We start from the raw sequence: 18,644 nt of genomic DNA, 5'->3' as shown, positions 1-18,644 counted from the left end.
ATGCCCGACCGTAACGTCGAGATCGAACTCAAGCTGCTGATCGAGGCGATCTACCTCAAGTACAGCTACGACTTCCGCGACTATTCCGGCGCCTCGCTCAAGCGCCGGGTATTGCTGGCATTGAAGCAGCTGCAGTGCCAGAGCATCTCCGAACTACAGCGCAAGATTCTCTACGATCCGCAGGCGTTCATGGAGCTGCTGCAGTACCTCACCATTCCGGTGAGCGAGATGTTCCGCGACCCGAGCTACTACCGGTCGCTGCGCGAGCACGTGGTGCCGGTGCTGCGTACCTACCCGTCGCTGAAGATCTGGATCGCGGGCTGCAGCACCGGCGAGGAAGTCTATTCGATGGCCATCCTGCTCAAGGAAGAGGACCTGCTGGAGCGTTCGATCATCTACGCCACCGACATCAACCCGCGGTCGCTGGAACAGGCGCGCCAGGGCATCTTCTCCATCGACCACCTGCGTCAGTACACCGCCAATTACCAGCAGGCCGGTGGCACGCAGAGCTTTTCCGACTACTACACCGCCGCCTACGACTCGGCGATCATGGACAAGTCGCTGAAAGAAAAGGTTACGTTTGCCGACCATAGCCTGGCGACCGATAGCGTATTTTCCGAGACACAGCTGATTTCTTGCCGAAATGTGCTGATCTACTTCAATAAGCCGCTGCAGGATCGGGCGTTCGGCCTGTTCCACGAGTCGCTCTGCCACCGGGGTTTCCTTGGCCTTGGCAGCAAGGAGACCGTCGAGTTCTCGGCCTTTGCCGGTCTCTACGAGCCATTCGACAAATCGGAAAGGATCTTCCGCAAGCTATGAGCAGCGAGCAGGCTATATTGCGCAGCAAACGGCAGCCGCCCATCGAGGCCGTGGTGATCGGTGCCTCGGCTGGCGGGCTGGAGGCGCTCGGCATGCTGCTCGACGATCTGCCGGCCAACTTCCGCCTGCCGATTCTGGTGGTGCAGCACGTTCCGGCCAACGGCCCGACCCACCTGGCCGAAATCTTCGGCCGCCGGACCCGGTTGCGGGTGAAGGAGGCCGACGACAAGGACGCGGTAAGTGGCGCCACCCTGTACTTCGCGGCGCCCGGCTATCACCTGCTGGTCGAGCGCGATCGCAGCCTGTCGCTGAGCCAGGACGATGCGGTGCATTTCTCGCGGCCGTCCATCGACGTACTGTTCGAGTCCGCCGCCGATGCATGGGGCGCGCAACTCGCCGGGCTGCTGCTCACCGGTGCCAATGAGGACGGCGCCGCGGGACTCGAGGCGATCCATCGTTGTGGTGGCCTGACCGTTGTCCAGGACCCAGCCGAAGCGGCGGTACCGACCATGCCGCGTGCCGCGCTCCAGCGCTTCGCGCCGGATTTCATCTTGCCTCTGCGCGACATCCACCGATTGTTGCGAGAACTGGAGTGACCATGCCCGACCATACCGACGAGGTGAATCTGCTGATCGTCGATGACCTGCCGGAGAACCTGCTGGCCCTTGATGCACTGCTGCAGGCGCCGGGCGTCAGGGTGTACCAGGCCGAGTCGGCCGAACAGGCGCTCGAACTGCTTCTGCGGCACGAATTCGCCCTGGCCATTCTCGATGTGCAAATGCCGGGCATGGACGGCTTCCAGCTGGCCGAGCTGATGCGCGGCACCGAGCGCACCAAGCAGATCCCCATCGTCTTCGTCAGCGCCGCCGGTCGCGAACTCAACTATGCCTTCAAGGGCTACGAGAGCGGCGCGGTGGATTTCATGCACAAGCCGCTGGACGCCCATGCGGTGCGCAGCAAGGTCAGTGTGTTCGTCGACCTGTATCGCGGGCGCAAGCGTCTGGCTCGCCAGCTCGATGCGCTGGAGCGCAGTCGCCGCGAGCAGGAAGTGCTGCTCGACGAACTGCGCAGCACCCAGGCTGAGCTGGAGAATGCGGTGCGCATGCGCGATGACTTCATGTCGATCGTCTCCCACGAGCTGAAGACCCCGCTCAACACCCTGATTCTCGAGGTGCAGCTGCGCAAGCTGCAGCTCGGTCGCAACAACCTTGAGGCCTTCAGCGAAGAGCGCCTGCGCAACATGGTGGACAAGGACGAGCGGCAGATTCAGAGCCTGATCCGGCTGATCGACGACATGCTCGACGTGTCGCGAATCCGTACCGGCAAACTGTCGATCCGCCCGGCTCAGATCGATCTGGCGCAACTGGTGGGCAACGTCGTGGAGAGTTTCGCAGCGCAGATGGAAGCCTGCGGCTGCGAACTGCGGCTGGAGCGAAACGAGCCGATCATCGGCGTCTGGGATGCCTTCCGTATCGAACAGGTGCTGGCCAACCTGCTGACCAATGCGATGCGCTACGGTGCCGGCAAGCCGGTACATGTCAGTGTTGCGTCCTGTGCGGAGGGTGCGTGCATCGAGGTGCGCGACCACGGCATCGGCATCAGCCCGCAGAGTCTGGAGCGCATCTTCTGCCAGTTCGAGCGTGCCGAGGGTAGCGAAAGCAGCGCCGGACTCGGGCTTGGCCTGTTCATCGCCGACCAGATCGTCAGGGCGCACAACGGCCGCATCCAGGTTCACAGCGAGGAAGGTCAGGGCTCGCGGTTCCGCGTGCTGCTGCCATTGGGCAAGTAGCGCAGCGACGGCACTCCAGCGGGCGATATGGACTCGGCCCGTCACGGGCCGCGCACCTCAGGACGAGCAGCTGATCTCCAGATGCTTGCCCCATTCCGGCGGGCGCTCGGCGTAGCGCTGCATGCCGGGCTGCTCATCGAACGGTCGGCTGAGCACCTGATGCAATTCGCGCACCGGCCCGTAGTCGCCTTTCTCCGCCGCCTCGATGGCCTGCTGCGCCAGGTAGTTGCGCAGGATGTACTTCGGGTTGACCGCCTGCATGCGCGCCTGGCGCTCGGCCGGCACGCTGCCCTCGCGTGCGGTGCGCGCGCAATAGTCCGCGGCCCAGGCATCGAAGCCCGGCAGATCGACGAAGTCCTCGCGCAGGCGGCGTACCGCCTGTTCGGCAGGACTCTCGCTGAGTTCGCGGAAGAAGTTCGTGTAATCCACGGCGCTGGCCTGCATCAGCTGCAGCAGGCGGCGCACCAGTGCCTCGTCATCCGCTTCGGCCGCGGCGAAGCCCAGGCGTCGGCGCATCAGGTCGAGCCATTCGGCTTCGTACAGCGGCAGGAACAGCTCCATGGCTTCACGCAGCAGCTTGACCTCGACGAAGGGCGTCAGCGCCTGGGCCAGCGCCGCCAGGTTCCAGTGGGCGATGGGCACCTGGTTCTCGAAGGAGTAGCGGCCGGTATCGTCGGAGTGGTTGCAGATGAACCGCGCGTCGAAATCGTCGAGGAAGGCATAGGGGCCGAAATCGAAGGTGATACCCAGGATCGACATGTTGTCGGTGTTCATCACCCCGTGGCAGAAGCCGTAGGCCTGCCAGCGGGCGATCAGCGCCGCGGTGCGTTCGAGCACTTCGCGGAAGAAGGCGTGGAATGGTTCGGGGTGTTCCAGCAGGTCGGGAAAATGGGCCTCGATGACATGCTCGAGCAGCTGCTTCAGCTCGGCATGCTGGCGGGTGTAATAGAAGAATTCGAAATGGCCGAAGCGCACGTGGCTGGGCGCCAGGCGCAGCAGCATGGCGCCACGTTCCGGTCGTTCGCGGTAGACCGTGGTGTCGGAGCCGGTCACGCACAGCGCGCGGGAGCTGGGGATGCCCAGCGCGTGCAGATGCTCGCTGGCGAGGAACTCGCGGATCGACGAGCGCAGCACGGCACGGCCATCGCCCATGCGCGAGTAGGGCGTCTTGCCGGCACCCTTGAGGTGCAGGTCCCAGTGCTCGCCCGCTTCGTTGACCACCTCACCGAGCAGCAGGCCGCGGCCGTCGCCGAGCTGCGGGTTGTAGCTGCCGAACTGATGACCGGAGTAAACCATCGCCCGCGGTTCGGCGGTCGACCAGATCTTGTGTCCGGAGAACAGCTCGGCGAACAGCGGCTGCTCGGCCTCGGCCGGGTCCAGGTCGAGCAGCGCCATGGCCGCCGCGCTGACGACCACCAGGCGCGGTGCCTCGAGTGGTTGCGGCGGCACCTCGGTGGAGAACGTATCGCCAAGGCGGGCGAAGCGGTTGTCGAAGGTCAGTTGGGTCAGGGTCTTCAAGATCCCTCCGGCGCGGCATGCAGGCAAGAATAGCCCGGCAATTGCCGGGCGTGTTCAGGTGGTTGGAGGCTGCGATCCGTCTGGGCGTTCCTCAGCCGCGATCGTCGGTCTCCGATTTGTCGCCATCCTCTAACGGCTTGGGGGTAGCGCTGAGCTGCAGCTGCTGGCCATTGCGGTTCTTCAGATGCACATCCAGCTGGCGGAAGGCGACGACGATGCCAACTTCACGGAACTCCCGGTCCAGGCGCCTGTTGATCTCGTCGATCACGGGGTTGCGGTCACCCAGATCACGGACGTGCAGGCGCAACTCGTGTTCCAGTCGACTTTCGCCAAAGTTGAGGAAGAACACCTGCGGCTCGGGTTCCTTTAGCACGCGCGCGTTCTCCCGGGCGGCCTTGAACAGCATTTCGCGGACGGCTTCAAGATCAGAACCGAATTCGACCCCGATGCGTATCGTGACGCGCGTGACGGTATCGCTCAGCGACCAGTTCACCAACTGATCGGTCACGAATGTCTTGTTCGGGACAATGATTTCCTTGTTGTCGAAATCAGTGATCGTCGTGGCCCGGATGCGAATGCGGCTGACCGTGCCGGACAGATTGCCGATGGTCACAACGTCGCCGATACGCACTGGTTTCTCGAACAGGATGATCAGGCCGGAAACGAAGTTGGCGAAGATTTCCTGCAGGCCGAAGCCCAGGCCCACCGAGAGCGCCGCTACCAGCCACTGCAGCTTGTCCCAGCTGACACCGAGGGTCGACAGGCTCGAGACAATGCCAGTGCCGACCAGCGTGTAGGAAAGCAGCGTGCCAGTGGCATAAGCGCTACCGGGCGCCAAGCGCAGGCGCGATAGCACTGCAACCTCCAGCAAGCCAGGCAGGTTGCGCGCCAGCACCAGCGTGATGCCGATGATTGCCAGTGCGCCGATCAGGTCGTTCAGGCTTATCGTCGAAGTGGTCAGCGTGTCGCCACTGCCGCTGGAAAATTCGTAGAGGGCGACGTTATCCAGGTATGAGATTACCGAGAAAAGGTCCGACCAGACCCAGTACAGTGCCACCAGCAGTAGCGCGAAAGTGGCGAGCCGGGTCAAGCGCAAGGACTGCTGGTTGACCTGTTCGATATCCAGCCCCGGCTCGTCGACCGTTTCGTCAAGCTCCGTGTTGGCGGATTCTTCGGCCGCCTGGCGCCTGGCGATAGCTCGCTGATAGGCAAGCCGTCGGGCGGCGATGGTCAGCGATCGAACCAGCGTAGCCTCGAGCGCGACCCAGATCATCAGCAGGTAGAGCGTGTCGATAAGTCGATCGGTAAGTTTCAGTGCGGTGTAGTAGTAACCCGCTCCGACTGCGACGATCAGTGCCAGGGGAAGCATGGTAAAAGTCATCCCGAGCAACAGGCGGCTCGGTGGGGCGTTTTCATGTGACGGGCCTTTGAGCAGCATGCGCGTCAGCCGCCAGCTCATTAGTGCATAACAGGCAAGAACGACGAGGAGCCCCAGCACGTCGTCCGCCAGGTTGGCCGGTCGTTGCTCGGCAATGCTGACCACCACCACCAGCGCAAGCACGATCAGCCCGAGGCGACGAATCTCGTTGCGCAGGAAGATCACCTGCGGGTGCGACCAACGGAAATGCAATTCCGCAACCCGCCCAGGGGAGAGCATGCGATAGGCGGTGTAGAACACCAGCCAGCCCTGCGCCATCTGGTAAAACGCGGCGCCGATGCCGAGATTCTGTCCGCGCGCATCGATCTGCAACAGGTAACCGCACAGCGCCAGCAGCAGCGCGCCGGGCAGCGCCAGCAGCAGATTGAGCAGTAGGGCGAGAGGCGTATGCAACTGGCTGTCGTTGCGGAAGTGGCCGATGTCTTTGCTCAGTGCGTCCAGCTTGGCGTTGATCGCCGGTCGCCGCCAGAGCAGCGCTGCGATCATCAGGAACAGTGGCAGGAACAGCAGCGGCCGCTCACCCAGCCCGGCGGCCAGGCCCTGTAGCGCCGACGCCCAAGGCAGGGTGCTGATTTGCCGCTCCAGCAGCAGGGGCGCGGTCTTCAACCAGCTGAAATCGAGCGGTTTGTTGCTGGGAATCCAGAACATCTGCTCGTCGAGGGTTTCGCTGAGCGCGCTGGCGGTGTCCTGCAGCTGCTTCTGGTTCAGCTGCAGGGTGATGGATGCGTTGAGCAGGGCATCCAGTTCGCGATTGAGCCGATCGAGCAGCTCGCTGCGGGTGGTCGCCAGCTCCAGCAGGGTGCGCCGCAGTTCCGGTGTGACCTCCTCTGCGTTCTGCTGGGCCAACAGCTGCTCGACGTAGGCAGAGGGGTTGCCTGCGGCTTCACGGCGCTGGTTCAGCTCGAACTGATAGAGGCGGATATCGGCGATCTCGTCGGCGAGATTCTTGTCCAGCTGCAGGCTCGGCAGCGCCTGCTTCTGCTGATAGAGAATGCGCGACAGCAGCAGGCTGCCTTCGAGCACGGCGATCTGCTCCTCCAGTGCCTGGTCGGTCTGGTTGAGCGTGTCGAGCTGTTGACGGGTCTGCAGGTTCTGCTGGTTCAGACGGTTGAGGCGTTCGGTGGCGCGCAGCAGGTAATCGGAGAGCTTGAGGTTCTCGGCGCTTTCGGCGGCGAGCAGTTTGTCCGAGCCGGCCTGCTGCACCCGTGCCGAGAACTCCGCCACGGTCTGTTCCGATTCGGCCCGGCGCTTTTCGTTGATCAGGTTCTGCAGCGCCTGGGTTTCTTCCTCCGCACGCCGAATGCGTTCGGCGAGCAGATCACGGCGAGCCTTGCCGAGGTCCTGCAGCAGGCTGTTGCCGGCCAGTTCCTGGCGGCGCAGCTCGATCTGCGCGCCGAGCGCGAGGATTTCGGCATCTAGCAGCGCTCGTCGCTCGTCGCTCAGCGGCTTGCCGGCTTCGCGGCCGCTCTTGAGCAGGTTGTTGATCTCCTGGATGCGTGTCTGTGCCGTACCGATCTGCGCCTGAGCGCGTTCGGGGCGTGTCTGCGCCGAGATGATCATGCTGTTGGCCGAGCTGTATTGCTTCTGCCATTCAGCCAGTTCCTCGACCCGCGCGCTCAGACGCTGCTCCAGCGCCTCGACCGATTGCTTGGCGTGGCGTTCGGCGGGGTCCTGCTCGGGGCTGGCCTTGAGTCTGGCCAGCTCGCGCTGGGCTTCGGCGATCTCCTTCGGCGCCTGCGCCAGTTGCGTCTTCAGCTCGTCGAGGCGGGTCTTGCTGGTTTCGGTCTGCTCGACCATGCGCTGGGTCTGCTCGCCCAGCGATTGCGCGGCGGGCTTCGCTTCGCCTTCGGCGCTGGGGGGCGTTCCAGTGAGGCTGTCCAGCGATTGGGCATGCAAGGGGGCGACGATCAGGCAGAGCGTCGAGAGCAACAGCGTGCGCAGAAGTGACATGAGGGCAGTGACGTAGCGGATGACCGGGAAGAGCGGAAGTCTACGGACTGTGCCGGCCCAGCGCGAGTACCCGGCAACCGAGCGGCGGATGAGCGGCGAGGCCGCGCCAGCCGGCGGCTGTGCTGGCATCAGAACATCAGCTGCGGGCCGGGCTTGTCGCCTTCTGGAAATTTCAGGCCGACCTTGCGCACTTCGCCGGCTTCCATGGCCGCCACGGTCCAGGTCAGACCGTTCCATTGGAGCTGGTCGCCGACCACCGGGCGGCCGCCGACCTGCTCGGCCATGAAGGCACCGATGCTCAGGCTGCCGTCGACCTCGCCGAGCTTGAGCCCGTAGAGCGCGGCAATGGCGCTGAGCTGGGCGTCGGCTTCGAGGATGAAATCGCCGAAGAAGCGCAGGTCCTGGCCGCGCTTGGGCGCCTGGCTGAACAGCTTGCCGAGGGCCGGCAGGTCTTCGTCATGGCCGATCACGCAGAGGATGTCGTTCACCTGCAGACGGGTACTGCCCGACGGGTGCAGCAGCTCCTTGCCGCGGAACAGCGCAGCAATGCGAGTACCGGGTGGCATTTTCAACTCGCGCAGCGCGGCGCCGACGCACCATTTGCTGGCACTCAGGCGGTAGACGAACATCTCCCACTGGCTGGTGGTGTGCACCTGCAGGCCGGTGCGCGAGATCGGCATAGGCGCCGGCGGGACTTCCACCTTGGCTTTCTTCGCCGCCCAGGCCAGGGTCGAGCCCTGCAGCAGCAGCGATACGAGGACGATGAAGAACGCCACGTTGAAGAACAGCTGGGCATTTTCCAGCCCGGCCATCAGCGGGAACACCGCGAGGATCACCGGCACCGCGCCGCGCAGGCCGATCCAGGAGATGAACAGGCGCTCGCGCAGGTGGAAGCTGCGAAACGGCAGCAGGCTGACGAATACCGCCAGCGGCCGGGCGAAGAGGATCATCCACAGCGACAGCAGCAGCGCCGGCAGGGCGATGGGCAACAGCTCGCTGGGCGTGAGCAGCAGGCCGAGCACGAGGAACATGCCGATCTGGCTGAGCCAGGCCAGGCCGTCGAACATGTGCAGGATGCCGTGGCGGTTGCGGATCGGCCGGTTGCCCAGCAGCAGACCGCAGACGTAGATCGCCAGGATGCCGCTGCCGCCAATCGCGCCGGACAGGGCGAAGATCATCAGGCCGCCGGCCACCGCCAGCAGCGGGTAGAGCCCGTCGGCCACCGACAGCCGGTTGATCAGTTGCAGCAGCAGCCAGCCACCGAGCAGGCCGAGCACGGTGCCGATGCCGAACTGCTGCAGCAGGTTGAGCAGGAAATTCCAGCCGAACGTGGTCTGCCCGGCGAGCAGCATGTCGATCAGCGCGACGGTAAGGAACATCGCCATCGGATCGTTGCTGCCCGATTCGATCTCAAGGGTCGAGCCGACCCGTTCGTTGAGGCCCTTGCCGTTGAGCAGATTGAACACCACCGCGGCATCGGTGGAGCCGACGATCGCACCGATCAGCAGGCCCTGCAGCAGCGGCAGATCGAACAGCCAGGCGGCGGCGAGGCCGGTCAGGCCGGAGGTGATGGCGACGCCCAGGGTGGCCAGGGAAAAGGCCGGTTTCAGCGCGACGCGGAAGGTCGCGGTGCGCGTGCGCATGCCGCCATCGAGCAGGATCACCGCCAGCGCCAGGTTGCTGATGACGAAGGCGAGCTGGTAGTCCTCGAAGACGATACCGCCGATGCCGTCGACGCCGGCGAGCATGCCCACGGCGAGGAAGATGACCAGGATCGGTACGCCGAGGCGATTCGACAGCGAACTCATCAGGATGCTGGCAGCAACCAACAAGGCACCGATAAAAAACAGGTGGTTGATGTTGCCGACGTCCAAATGCGCTCTCCCCGGTCATTGCGGCCCCATGCAGGGGGCATGCCAGCGATTCTAACCTGATGATTTGACGGGCTGTCAAAAAAAAGCCCCGCATTGTGCGGGGCGCTGTAACAGGATTTCTAACGGCTTAGAACCAGGCGTCCTGCATGCCCAGGCAGGTGTCGTCGCGGGCTTCGAGAATGGCAAGCTCATGGGCGCAGCCCGGTACCTCCCAGGTCAGGAAGTAGCGCGCCGCCTGTAGCTTGCCGCGATAGAAGTCGGCATCGGCCGGATTGCCTTCGGCCAGCCCGCGCTCGGCGTGCAGCGCCTGTTCCAGCCAGCGCCAGCCAACCACGGCATGGCCGAATACCTTCAGGTACAGCGCCGAGTTGGCCAGGGTCTGGTTGACCTTGCCGGCCATCAGGTCGCCGAGCAGCGCCTGGGTCACGCTGGTGAGGCGGGCGATGTGCTGCTCCAACGGCTGGCGCAGTGCGCTCAGCGAGTCGTACTCGGCGGCGTGCGCGCAGCTGGCCTGGATCAACCCGAGTAGCTGGCGCAGGCCGGCGCCCTTGTTCTGCATCAGCTTGCGGCCGAGCAGGTCCAGCGACTGGATGCCGTGGGTGCCTTCGTGGATCGGATTGAGGCGGTTGTCGCGGTAGTACTGTTCCACCGGGTATTCGCGGGTGTAGCCATGCCCGCCGAGAATCTGGATCGCCAGCTCGTTGGCCTTGAGGCAGTACTCCGATGGCCAGGACTTGACGATCGGCGTCAGCAGGTCGAGCAGTTCGCCGGCGTTGCGCCGCTCCTCGTCGCTCTCGGCGGTGTGCTCGTCGTCCACCAGGCGTGCCGAGTACAGGCCGAGATCGAAGGCGCCTTCGACATAGGCCTTCTGCATCAGCAGCATGCGCTTGACGTCGGTGTGCTCGATGATCGGTACCTGGGTCGACGCCGGGTCCTTGCCGTCCGGCAGGCGACCCTGCGGACGCTCGCGGGCGTAGTTCAACGAGTAGAGGTAGCCGGCGTAGCCGAGCATGATCGCGCCCATGCCGACGCCGATGCGCGCCTCGTTCATCATCTGGAACATGTAGGCCAGGCCCTTGTGCGGCTCGCCTACCAGGTAGCCGACGCAGTTGCCGTTGTCGCCGAAGTTCAGCGCGGTGCTGGTGGTACCGCGCCAGCCCATCTTGTGGAACAGACCGGCGAGCAGCACGTCATTGCGCTCGCCGAGGCTGCCGTCGTCGTTGACCAGGAACTTCGGCACGATGAACAGGCTGATGCCCTTCACCCCGGGCGGTGCGTCCGGCAGCTTGGCCAGCACCATGTGCACGATGTTTTCCGACAGCGGGTGGTCGCCGCCGGAGATGAAGATCTTGTTGCCCTTCAGGCGATAGCTGCCGTTACCGGCCGGTTCGGCGCGGGTGCGGATGTCCGACAGCGAGGAGCCGGCGTGCGGCTCTGTGAGCGCCATGGTGCCGAAGAAGCGGCCATCGATCATCGGCTGCAGGAACAGGCGCTTCTGCTCGTCGGAGCCGAAGGCCTCGATCAGGTGGGCCGCGCCCATGGTCAGCATCGGATAGGAGCTGGTGGCGATGTTGGCCGACTGGAAGTGAGCGAAGCAGGCGCGCGACAGCAGGTTGGGCATCTGCATGCCGCCGTCTTCGAAGTTGCGTCCGGCGTTGTGGAAGCCCGCCTCGATAAAGGCATCGACCGCCGGCTTCACCTCGGGAATCAGCACAGCCTCGCCGTTCTGGTAGACCGGTTCGTGCTCGTCGGACTTGCGGTTGTGTGGGGCGAAGTACTTCTCGGCGATGGTACGTGCGGTGCCGAGGGCGGCATCGAAGGTTTCGCGGCTGTGCTCGGCGAAGCGCTCGCGGCGGGTCAGGGCTTCGGCGTCGAGCACTTCGTAGAGTTCGAAAGCCAGGTTGCGCGGGCAGAGCAGGGTCTCGGTCATGGTCAACCTCCATTTTTATCGACCCGAGTCTAAGGACCGCGGTTTTCCATTGCCTAGCTCCATCCATTGCACTGATGGAGCGTCAACACGGTCGCCCTCGTCAGCTAGCCGAGCAGCTGGCGCATCAGCGAGGCGAGCTCGCCTTCGGCCAGCCCGGCGGCCTGCAAGTGCGCCAGTGCCGCTTCGCGGTGCGTCGCCAGTTGCTGGCGCGCGGCCTGCGGACCGAGCAGCGAGACCACCGTGGCCTTGGCCCGATCCTGCTGGCAATCCTTGCCGGTCTGCTCGGGGCTGAGGCCGTCGGCGATGTCGTCGAGCAGCTGGAAGGCCAGGCCCAGTTCGACGGCGAAACCGTGAAGATGCCGCATCAGCGTTCGATCGGCCCCGACCAGCAGCCCGGCCAGGGTCAGCGCAGCGCTAAACAGGGAGCCGGTCTTCAATTGGTTGGTGGTGGTGGCTGCATCGAGTGGGTGAGCCCGTTGCTGCGCACCGTGCAGGTCGCGGAACTGCCCTCGCACCAGGCCCTGCGCACCGACGGCGCGAGCCAGGATGGCGACCGCTTCGTTGCGCTGTCTGGGCGTCAGGCCTGGAGCGGTGGCGGTGATGCCGTAGGCGTGGCTGAGCAGGGCCACCGAGGCGAGTACGGCGACGTCTTCGCCGAAACGCAGGTGCAGAGTCGGCTGGCCGCGGCGCAGGCTGGCGTTATCCATGCAGGGCATGTCGTCGAGAAACAGCGACGCGGCATGGATCATCTCCAGCGCACAGGCCGGATCCAGGCCGATGGTCGGGTCGCTGCCCAGGTCGCCGAGCGCCAGCAGGAGCAAGAGCGGGCGCAAGCGCTTGCCGGGTGCCAGGGTGCCCTCGCGAAGCGCGAGCGTGACCGTGTCCAGCTCCGATTCGGGAAACGGCAGGCGCAGCGCCAGGCGCTCGTCGACTTGCCGGCGCAGGCGCAGCAGGCTGTCGCATGACGGGAGCGGGAGGCTGGTATTCGGCGTTTGCATGGCGCTGCCCTCGCTGGCGTCCCGGCACGAGCCAGGATGGCGGATAGGTTGTACAACCTGATGGACGGTTTGACAGAAACTTGTACAACTCGTGCCATCGCATAGCACTTTTTTCAGGTCATCACGTCCAATGAAGTCATTCCGGGGAGCCGATTCCATGAGCAAGCAATCGCTGGTGAGCCGCAAGAACGATCATCTGGACATCGTCCTCGATCCCGGGCGCGCGGCGAGCGCAGCAGGGAACGGTTTCGCTGCCTTCCGCTTTGAGCACTGCGCCCTGCCCGAGTTGCACCTCGACCAGATCGACCTGCGCAGTCAGCTGTTCGGGCGGCCGCTACAGGCACCGCTGCTGATCAGCTCCATGACCGGTGGTGCGGCGCGCTCGGCGGCGATCAATGCGCATCTGGCCGAGGCCGCTCAGCAGCTGGGCATCGCCATGGCTGTCGGTTCGCAGCGGGTGGCGCTGGAAACTGCGGGCGACCAGGGGCTCACCGGTCAGCTGCGCCAGCTGGCGCCGGACATCCTGCTGCTGGCGAACTTCGGCGCCGCCCAGCTGGTTCGGGGCTATGGCGTGGACGAGGCGCGGCGGGCGGTGGAGATGATCGAAGGCGATGCGCTGATCGTGCACCTCAACCCGCTGCAGGAGGCCGTGCAGGCCGGCGGCGATCGGGACTGGCGCGGCGTGCTGCAGGCGATCGAGGCACTGGCCGCGCGCCTGCCGGTGCCGGTGGTGATCAAGGAAGTCGGCGCGGGTATATCCGCAGCGGTGGCCCGGCGACTGATCGATGCCGGGGTGGCCGCCATCGATGTGGCTGGTGCCGGCGGCACCAGTTGGGCTGCGGTGGAGGCCGCGCGGGCGGCAGACGCCAGCCAGCAGGCCGTCGCCCAGGCCTTCGCCGACTGGGGCATACCCACGGCGCAAGCACTGCTGGCGGTGCGAGAGGCCTGCCCGAACACGCCGCTGATCGCCTCCGGCGGTATCCGCGATGGCGTCGAGGCGGCCAAGGCGATCCGCCTGGGCGCCGATCTGGTGGGGCAGGCGGCCGGCGTGTTGCAGGCGGCGATGCACAGCAGCGAGGCGGTGGTCAGCCATTTCGAGATGCTAATCGAGCAGTTGCGCATCGCCTGCTTCTGCACCGGCTCGACCGATCTCGCCGCGCTGCGACAGGCCCGGCTGCTGCAGCTATCCGCCTGCTGATGCCCGGCCAGGCGCGCCGATGACACATTTTGCGGCAATTGTGCCGCCCTTTCTCAGCCATCTGCGGGCGTTCGAGGCGATCGCCTGGCAGCTGCAGCAACGTGGCCACCGTCTGACCTTTATCCAGCAGGCCGATGTCGGCGCGCTGCTGGACCTGCCTGCGGCGGGCTTCGCCGCCATCGGTAGCGACACCCATCCGCCGGGCTCGCTGGCCGCGGTGGTGCGTCGTGCCGCCAGTCCCGGACCGTTCGGCATTCGCCGGGTGATCGCCGACATGGCGGCGAGCACCGAGCTGTTCGGCCGCGAGGCGCCTGCCGTGTTGCGGGCGCTGGAAGTGGAGGCGGTGCTGGCCGACCAGATGGAGCCGGCCGGTGCGCTGCTGGCCGAGCACCTCGGGCTGCCATTCGTTTCCATCGCCTGCGCCCTGCCGTTCAACCGCGAGCCGCGGGTGCCGCTGCCGGTGATGCCCTGGCGTTACCGTGCCACGGACTGGGGCGAGCAGCTCAACCGGCACAGTAGCGGCGTCTACGATCGGCTGATGCGGCCGCACGGCGAAGTGATCGAGCGCTATTGCCGGGCGTTCGGCCTGGCCAGACGCACGAGCCTGAGCGACTGTCTGTCGCCGCTGCTGCAGATCAGCCAGACGGTGGAAGGTTTCGACTTTCCGCGGCAGGCCCTGCCGCCACATTTCCATGCCGTCGGCCCGTTGCGTCGGCCTCAGGCGGAGGGGGAGCTGGACCTGCCGATCGACCGCGCGCGGCCCTTCGTCTTCGCCTCGCTGGGCACGCTGCAGGGCCACCGCTACGGCCTGTTGCGCAGTATCGCCCGCGCCTGTCGGCGGCTCGATGTGCAGCTGTTGATCGCCCATTGCGGTGGGCTGGATGCCGCAGCGGCCGCCAGGCTCCGGCAGGAAGGCGCATGCTGGGTCACCGATTTCGCGCCGCAGCGGGCCGTGCTGGCGCAGGCGTCGGCCGTGGTGACTCATGCCGGGCTGAACACCGTGCTCGATGCCTTGGAGGCGGGTGTGCCGATGCTGGCGCTGCCGATCGCCTTCGACCAGCCCGGCGTCGCCGCGCGTATCGAGCACGCCGGCGTCGGGCTGCGCCTGCTTCCGGCGCTGGCCAGCCCGGCGCGTATCGCCCATGCGCTGCGGCGGCTGCTCGCCGAAGCGGCCTTCCGCCAGCGTGCCGCGGCGCTCGGTGAAGAGGTTCGTCAGGCCGGTGGCGCGGCCCGCGCCGCCGAGCTGATCGAAAGCGCGCTCGGCTGCGTTCGGCCTCGGTCGGAGGTAGCCGATGACGCCTGATGCAGACCTGATCCTGGTCGGCGGTGGCCTGGCCAACGGGCTGCTGGCCCTGCGCTTGCGCCAGCAGCGGCCGGAGCTGCGCGTGCTGATCCTGGAGCAGGGTGAAACCCTCGGCGGCAACCACACCTGGTCGTTCCACCAGCACGACCTGACCCCGGCGCAGCAGGCCTGGCTGGCGCCGCTGGTGGAGCAGCGCTGGCTGGGTTACGAGGTGATCTTTCCCGCCCTGCGACGGCAGCTCGGCAGCGGCTACGCGAGCATTTTCTCGTCGCGCTTTCATCAGCACCTGATGGCTGAGCTCGGCGGGCAGATCCGCCTGGGCGTGGAGGTGTCCGCGGTCGAGCCGCAACGCGTTCAGCTGGTCGGCGGGCAGAGCCTGGAGGCCGGGGCGGTGATCGACGGGCGCGGCGTGCGGCGCAGCGCTCAGCTGGCGCTGGGCTTCCAGAAGTTTCTCGGCCAGGAGTTGCGCCTGCAGCAGCCCCATGGCCTGCAGGTGCCGATCATCATGGACGCCAGCGTCGCCCAGAAAGACGGCTATCGCTTCGTCTACGTGCTGCCGCTCAGCGTCGACAGCCTGCTGATCGAAGACACCTACTACGCCGACGGCGATGCGGTGGCGCCGGAGGCACTGCGCGCCAATATCCAGCGCTACGCCGAGGGCCGCGGCTGGGCGATCCGCCAGGTGCTGCGCGAGGAGCAGGGCGTGCTGCCTATCGTGCTGTCCGGCGACATTGCCGCCTTCTGGGGCGAGGCGCGTGGCGTGCCGCAGAGCGGGCTGTCGGCTGCGTTGTTCCACCCCACCACGGGCTATTCGCTGCCCGATGCGGTGCGCCTGGCCGACCACCTGGTTGCCCTCGATCGCTGGGATGCAAGCAGCCTGTTCGCCGCGATTCGCGACTATTCCACGCTGCAGTGGCGCAGGCGCGGCTTCTTCCGCCTGCTCAATCGCATGCTGTTCATGGCCGGCCCGGCGGATCGCCGCTGGGCGGTGATGCAACGTTTCTACCGGCTGCGCGAACCGCTGATCCAGCGCTTCTACGCGGCCGAGCTGACTGCCTGGGACCGCTTGCGCATCGTCTCGGGCAAACCTCCCGTGCCGGTGGGCGAGGCGCTGCGGGCGCTGGCCGCCAGCAATCTGCACAAGGACAGACGATGAACCAGGCAACAGGTGGTGTGAGGCGGGCGGTGGTGATCGGTGCCGGTTTCGGCGGGCTGGCGTTGGCGATCCGCCTGCAGCGTGCCGGCATCCAGACGACGCTGCTGGAGAAGCGCGACAAGCCGGGTGGCCGCGCCTACGTCTATCACGACCAGGGCTTCACCTTCGACGCCGGGCCGACGGTGATCACTGATCCGCCGGCGCTGGAAGAACTCTTCAGCGGCGCCGGCAAGCGCATGGCCGACTACGTCGAGCTGCTGCCGGTCAGCCCCTTCTACCGGCTGTGCTGGGAGGACGGCTACAGCTTCGACTACGTCAACGACCAGGCCCAGCTGGACCGGCAGATCCACGCGCTCAACCCTCGTGACGTGGCCGGCTATCAGCGCTTTCTCGCCTATTCGCGGGCGGTGTACGAGGAGGGCTACGTCAAGCTCGGCACCGTGCCCTTCCTGTCGTTTCGCAGCATGATCGGCGTCGCACCGCAGCTGGCCAAGCTGCAGGCCTGGCGCAACGTGTACAGCATGGTGGCCAACTTCGTGGAGAACGACCGGCTGCGCCAGGCGCTGTCCTTTCACTCGCTGCTGGTCGGCGGCAATCCGTTCGAGACCTCGTCCATCTACGCGCTGATCCATGCCCTGGAGCGCCAGGGTGGCGTCTGGTTTCCCCGCGGCGGCACCGGGGCGCTGGTGCAGGGCATGGTCCGGCTGTTCGAAGATCTGGGCGGCAGGCTGGAGCTGAACGCCGAGGTCGCGCGGATCGAGCTGGAGGCTGGACGCGCGAAGGCCGTGATCACCGGTGACGGTCGCCGCTTCGACACCGATGCGGTGGCGTCCAACGCGGATGTGGTCAACACCTACAAGCAGCTGCTCGGGCATGAGGAGCGTGGTCGCGACGAGGCCAAACGGCTCTCCGGCAAGCGTTTCTCGATGTCGCTGTTCGTCATTCATTTCGGCCTCAAGCGCCGGCATGAGCACTTGCAGCACCACACGGTGTGTTTCGGCCCGCGTTACCGCGAGCTGATCGACGAGATCTTCAAGCGCGAGACGCTGGCCGACGACTTTTCCCTCTACCTGCACGCGCCCTGCGTCACCGATCCTTCGCTTGCGCCGGAAGGCTGCGCCAGCCATTACGTGCTGGCGCCGGTGCCGCACCTGGGCACGGCAGATATCGACTGGGCGGAGGAGGGGCCGAAGTACCGCGACCGCATCTTCGAGTACCTGGATCGGCACTACATGCCGGGGCTGCGTGGCGATCTCGTGACTCACCGGATCTTCACGCCGCAGGATTTCCGCGACGAGCTCAACGCCCATCTAGGCTCGGCGTTTTCGCTGGAGCCGATCCTCACCCAGAGCGCCTGGTTCCGCCCGCACAACCGCGATGACGTGATTCCCAACCTCTATATCGTCGGCGCCGGCACTCACCCGGGTGCCGGCGTGCCGGGGGTCGTCGGTTCGGCCAAGGCCACCGCCGGGCTGATGCTGGAGGACTTCATGCTGAAGGGGCAGGCCGGATGAACGATCAGGTCATCGATCACTCCACTCAGGCGATCAATGTCGGCTCCAAGAGCTTCGCCGCGGCGGCGAAGCTGTTCGACGAGCGCACCCGACAGAGCGCGGTGATGCTCTACGCCTGGTGCCGTCATTGCGACGATGTGATCGACGGCCAGACGCTGGGGCATGGCCAGGTCGAGGGCGATCGCAACAGCGGTAAGGCGCGGCTGGCCGAGCTGGTCGATCTCACCGAGCGCGCCTACGCTGGCGAGCCAATGGTCGATCCGGCGTTCGCCGCCTTCCAGCAGGTGATCCAGCGTCATCGGATTCCCAAGGCCCATCCGCTGGAGCACCTGGCGGGTTTTCGCATGGATGTGCAGGGCTACCGCTACCAGACCCTCGACGACACCTTGCTGTACTGCTACCGCGTTGCCGGCGTGGTGGGCCTGATGATGGCGCGGGTGATGGGCGCCGAAGCGGAGCCGACGCTGGATCGCGCCTGTGATCTGGGCTTGGCCTTTCAGCTGACCAACATTGCCCGCGATATCGTCGAGGATGCGCAGGTCGGCCGTGTCTATCTGCCGGTCGAGTGGCTGGCGGAGGTGGGTATTCCAGAGGACGAGGTCGCGCTGCCTCAGCATCGTGCCGCGTTGGCGACGCTGGCGGCGCGACTGGTGGATCTGGCCGAGCCCTACTATCGCTCTGCGTCTCAGGGCTTGCGCGACCTGCCGCTACGCTCGGCCTGGTCGATCGCCACGGCGCATGGCGTCTACCGGCAGATCGGCGTCGAGGTGAAAGCGCGCGGCGCGGCGGCCTGGGATGCGCGGGTGTCGACCAGCAAAGGGCAGAAGCTGCAGTTCCTGCTGGGGGGCGGCGTGCTGGCGCTGGCCTCGCGGCGGATGCAGGTCAGGCCGCGTCCTGACGATCTCTGGAGACGTCCTCGCTAGGTAGGGTCTGTTGACGTTTCGCTCGCGGCCGCGCCGGAGCTCATTTTTCCGCGGAGCAAGGCATGAGGAGAGAAGTTTGGTTATTCCAAATGAACGACGAATAACGCCGCGCCGCGCAAAAATGGGCCCGGCCCTTCGGGTTGCGCGGCAAATGGCGCCAGCTGTCGTTGCAGGACTTGGCAAGGGAATAACCATTACCGGCGTCCTGCGCCTAAGTTGGCGCCATTTGACACG

Annotated in this window: 13 protein-coding genes; 8 read left to right on the top strand and 5 right to left on the bottom strand. The window is 65.9% G+C overall.

Annotated features, from left to right (window positions below; translation table 11 throughout):
- The 3 genes from NAO55_RS09720 to NAO55_RS09710 are packed head-to-tail and all read left to right on the top strand — an operon-like array spanning window position 1 to window position 2,608.
- The gene (locus NAO55_RS09720) at window positions 1–819 is read left to right on the top strand and encodes a CheR family methyltransferase (RefSeq protein WP_102838840.1); all 819 of its coding nucleotides are present in this window, start codon (window positions 1–3) and stop codon (window positions 817–819) included.
- Window positions 816–1,415, top strand: coding sequence for a chemotaxis protein CheB (locus NAO55_RS09715; protein WP_063540764.1), 600 nt, complete (start codon window positions 816–818; stop codon window positions 1,413–1,415). Before NAO55_RS09720 ends, NAO55_RS09715 begins: the two co-directional genes overlap by 4 nt.
- Window positions 1,416–1,417: 2 nt before the next feature.
- Entirely contained in the window at window positions 1,418–2,608 is a 1,191-nt protein-coding gene (locus NAO55_RS09710) for a hybrid sensor histidine kinase/response regulator (protein ID WP_102838839.1), read from the top strand.
- A gap of 57 nt (window positions 2,609–2,665) precedes the next feature.
- Here the strand turns inward: NAO55_RS09710 and selO are convergent, their stop codons facing one another.
- The 5 genes from selO to NAO55_RS09685 form a co-directional block, all read right to left on the bottom strand.
- On the bottom strand, window positions 2,666–4,126 hold the full coding sequence (gene selO / locus NAO55_RS09705) for a protein adenylyltransferase SelO (RefSeq protein WP_102838838.1): 1,461 nt from the start codon (window positions 4,124–4,126) through the stop codon (window positions 2,666–2,668).
- A 91-nt stretch (window positions 4,127–4,217) separates the two neighbouring features.
- Complete coding sequence (mscK, locus tag NAO55_RS09700; protein ID WP_102839656.1) at window positions 4,218–7,514, bottom strand: mechanosensitive channel MscK; 3,297 nt, start codon at window positions 7,512–7,514, stop codon at window positions 4,218–4,220.
- A gap of 128 nt (window positions 7,515–7,642) precedes the next feature.
- Window positions 7,643–9,388 (bottom strand): potassium/proton antiporter, encoded by a 1,746-nt coding sequence (locus NAO55_RS09695; RefSeq protein ID WP_102838837.1) that lies wholly within the window; start codon window positions 9,386–9,388, stop codon window positions 7,643–7,645.
- A 127-nt stretch (window positions 9,389–9,515) separates the two neighbouring features.
- Window positions 9,516–11,318 carry an acyl-CoA dehydrogenase gene (locus NAO55_RS09690; RefSeq protein WP_102838836.1) on the bottom strand — a complete coding sequence of 601 codons (1,803 nt, stop codon included), beginning with the start codon at window positions 11,316–11,318 and terminating at the stop codon, window positions 9,516–9,518.
- 104 nt (window positions 11,319–11,422) lie between these two features.
- The gene (locus NAO55_RS09685) at window positions 11,423–12,316 is read right to left on the bottom strand and encodes a polyprenyl synthetase family protein (protein ID WP_102838835.1); all 894 of its coding nucleotides are present in this window, start codon (window positions 12,314–12,316) and stop codon (window positions 11,423–11,425) included.
- Between the two features lie 157 nt (window positions 12,317–12,473).
- Here NAO55_RS09685 and fni point away from each other — a divergent pair, with 157 nt between their 5' ends.
- The 5 genes from fni to NAO55_RS09660 are packed head-to-tail and all read left to right on the top strand — an operon-like array spanning window position 12,474 to window position 18,410.
- The gene (fni, locus tag NAO55_RS09680; RefSeq protein ID WP_102838834.1) at window positions 12,474–13,514 is read left to right on the top strand and encodes a type 2 isopentenyl-diphosphate Delta-isomerase; all 1,041 of its coding nucleotides are present in this window, start codon (window positions 12,474–12,476) and stop codon (window positions 13,512–13,514) included.
- 19 nt (window positions 13,515–13,533) lie between these two features.
- Window positions 13,534–14,817, top strand: a complete 1,284-nt coding sequence (locus tag NAO55_RS09675; protein WP_102838833.1) for a glycosyltransferase — start codon at window positions 13,534–13,536, stop codon at window positions 14,815–14,817.
- Entirely contained in the window at window positions 14,807–15,973 is a 1,167-nt protein-coding gene (crtY, locus tag NAO55_RS09670) for a lycopene beta-cyclase CrtY (RefSeq protein WP_102838832.1), read from the top strand. Before NAO55_RS09675 ends, crtY begins: the two co-directional genes overlap by 11 nt.
- A complete protein-coding gene (locus NAO55_RS09665; RefSeq protein WP_102838831.1) occupies window positions 15,970–17,487 on the top strand; it encodes a phytoene desaturase in 1,518 nt (505 codons plus the stop codon). Before crtY ends, NAO55_RS09665 begins: the two co-directional genes overlap by 4 nt.
- Window positions 17,484–18,410, top strand: coding sequence for a phytoene/squalene synthase family protein (locus tag NAO55_RS09660; protein ID WP_102838830.1), 927 nt, complete (start codon window positions 17,484–17,486; stop codon window positions 18,408–18,410). The genes NAO55_RS09665 and NAO55_RS09660 overlap by 4 nt, the downstream gene beginning before the upstream one ends.
- Window positions 18,411–18,644 lie beyond the last annotated feature (234 nt).

Source organism: Stutzerimonas frequens, assembly GCF_024448335.1.
Lineage (GTDB): Bacteria > Pseudomonadota > Gammaproteobacteria > Pseudomonadales > Pseudomonadaceae > Stutzerimonas > Stutzerimonas frequens.
The sequence above is the reverse complement of the archived record's forward strand: the minus strand, read 5'-3'. Positions and strand labels throughout refer to the sequence as shown.

What these genes read in the sequence shown, in the direction of transcription:
- NAO55_RS09665 (WP_102838831.1), top strand. Translation starts at nt 15,970, where the DNA reads ATGAACCAGGCAACAGGTGGTGTGAGGCGGGCGGTGGTGATCGGTGCC.
- crtY (WP_102838832.1), top strand. Translation starts at nt 14,807, where the DNA reads ATGACGCCTGATGCAGACCTGATCCTGGTCGGCGGTGGCCTGGCCAAC.
- NAO55_RS09675 (WP_102838833.1), top strand. Translation starts at nt 13,534, where the DNA reads ATGACACATTTTGCGGCAATTGTGCCGCCCTTTCTCAGCCATCTGCGG.
- fni (WP_102838834.1), top strand. Translation starts at nt 12,474, where the DNA reads ATGAGCAAGCAATCGCTGGTGAGCCGCAAGAACGATCATCTGGACATC.
- mscK (WP_102839656.1), bottom strand. Translation starts at nt 7,514, where the DNA reads ATGTCACTTCTGCGCACGCTGTTGCTCTCGACGCTCTGCCTGATCGTC.
- NAO55_RS09685 (WP_102838835.1), bottom strand. Translation starts at nt 12,316, where the DNA reads ATGCAAACGCCGAATACCAGCCTCCCGCTCCCGTCATGCGACAGCCTG.
- NAO55_RS09715 (WP_063540764.1), top strand. Translation starts at nt 816, where the DNA reads ATGAGCAGCGAGCAGGCTATATTGCGCAGCAAACGGCAGCCGCCCATC.
- NAO55_RS09710 (WP_102838839.1), top strand. Translation starts at nt 1,418, where the DNA reads ATGCCCGACCATACCGACGAGGTGAATCTGCTGATCGTCGATGACCTG.
- NAO55_RS09690 (WP_102838836.1), bottom strand. Translation starts at nt 11,318, where the DNA reads ATGACCGAGACCCTGCTCTGCCCGCGCAACCTGGCTTTCGAACTCTAC.
- NAO55_RS09720 (WP_102838840.1), top strand. Translation starts at nt 1, where the DNA reads ATGCCCGACCGTAACGTCGAGATCGAACTCAAGCTGCTGATCGAGGCG.
- NAO55_RS09660 (WP_102838830.1), top strand. Translation starts at nt 17,484, where the DNA reads ATGAACGATCAGGTCATCGATCACTCCACTCAGGCGATCAATGTCGGC.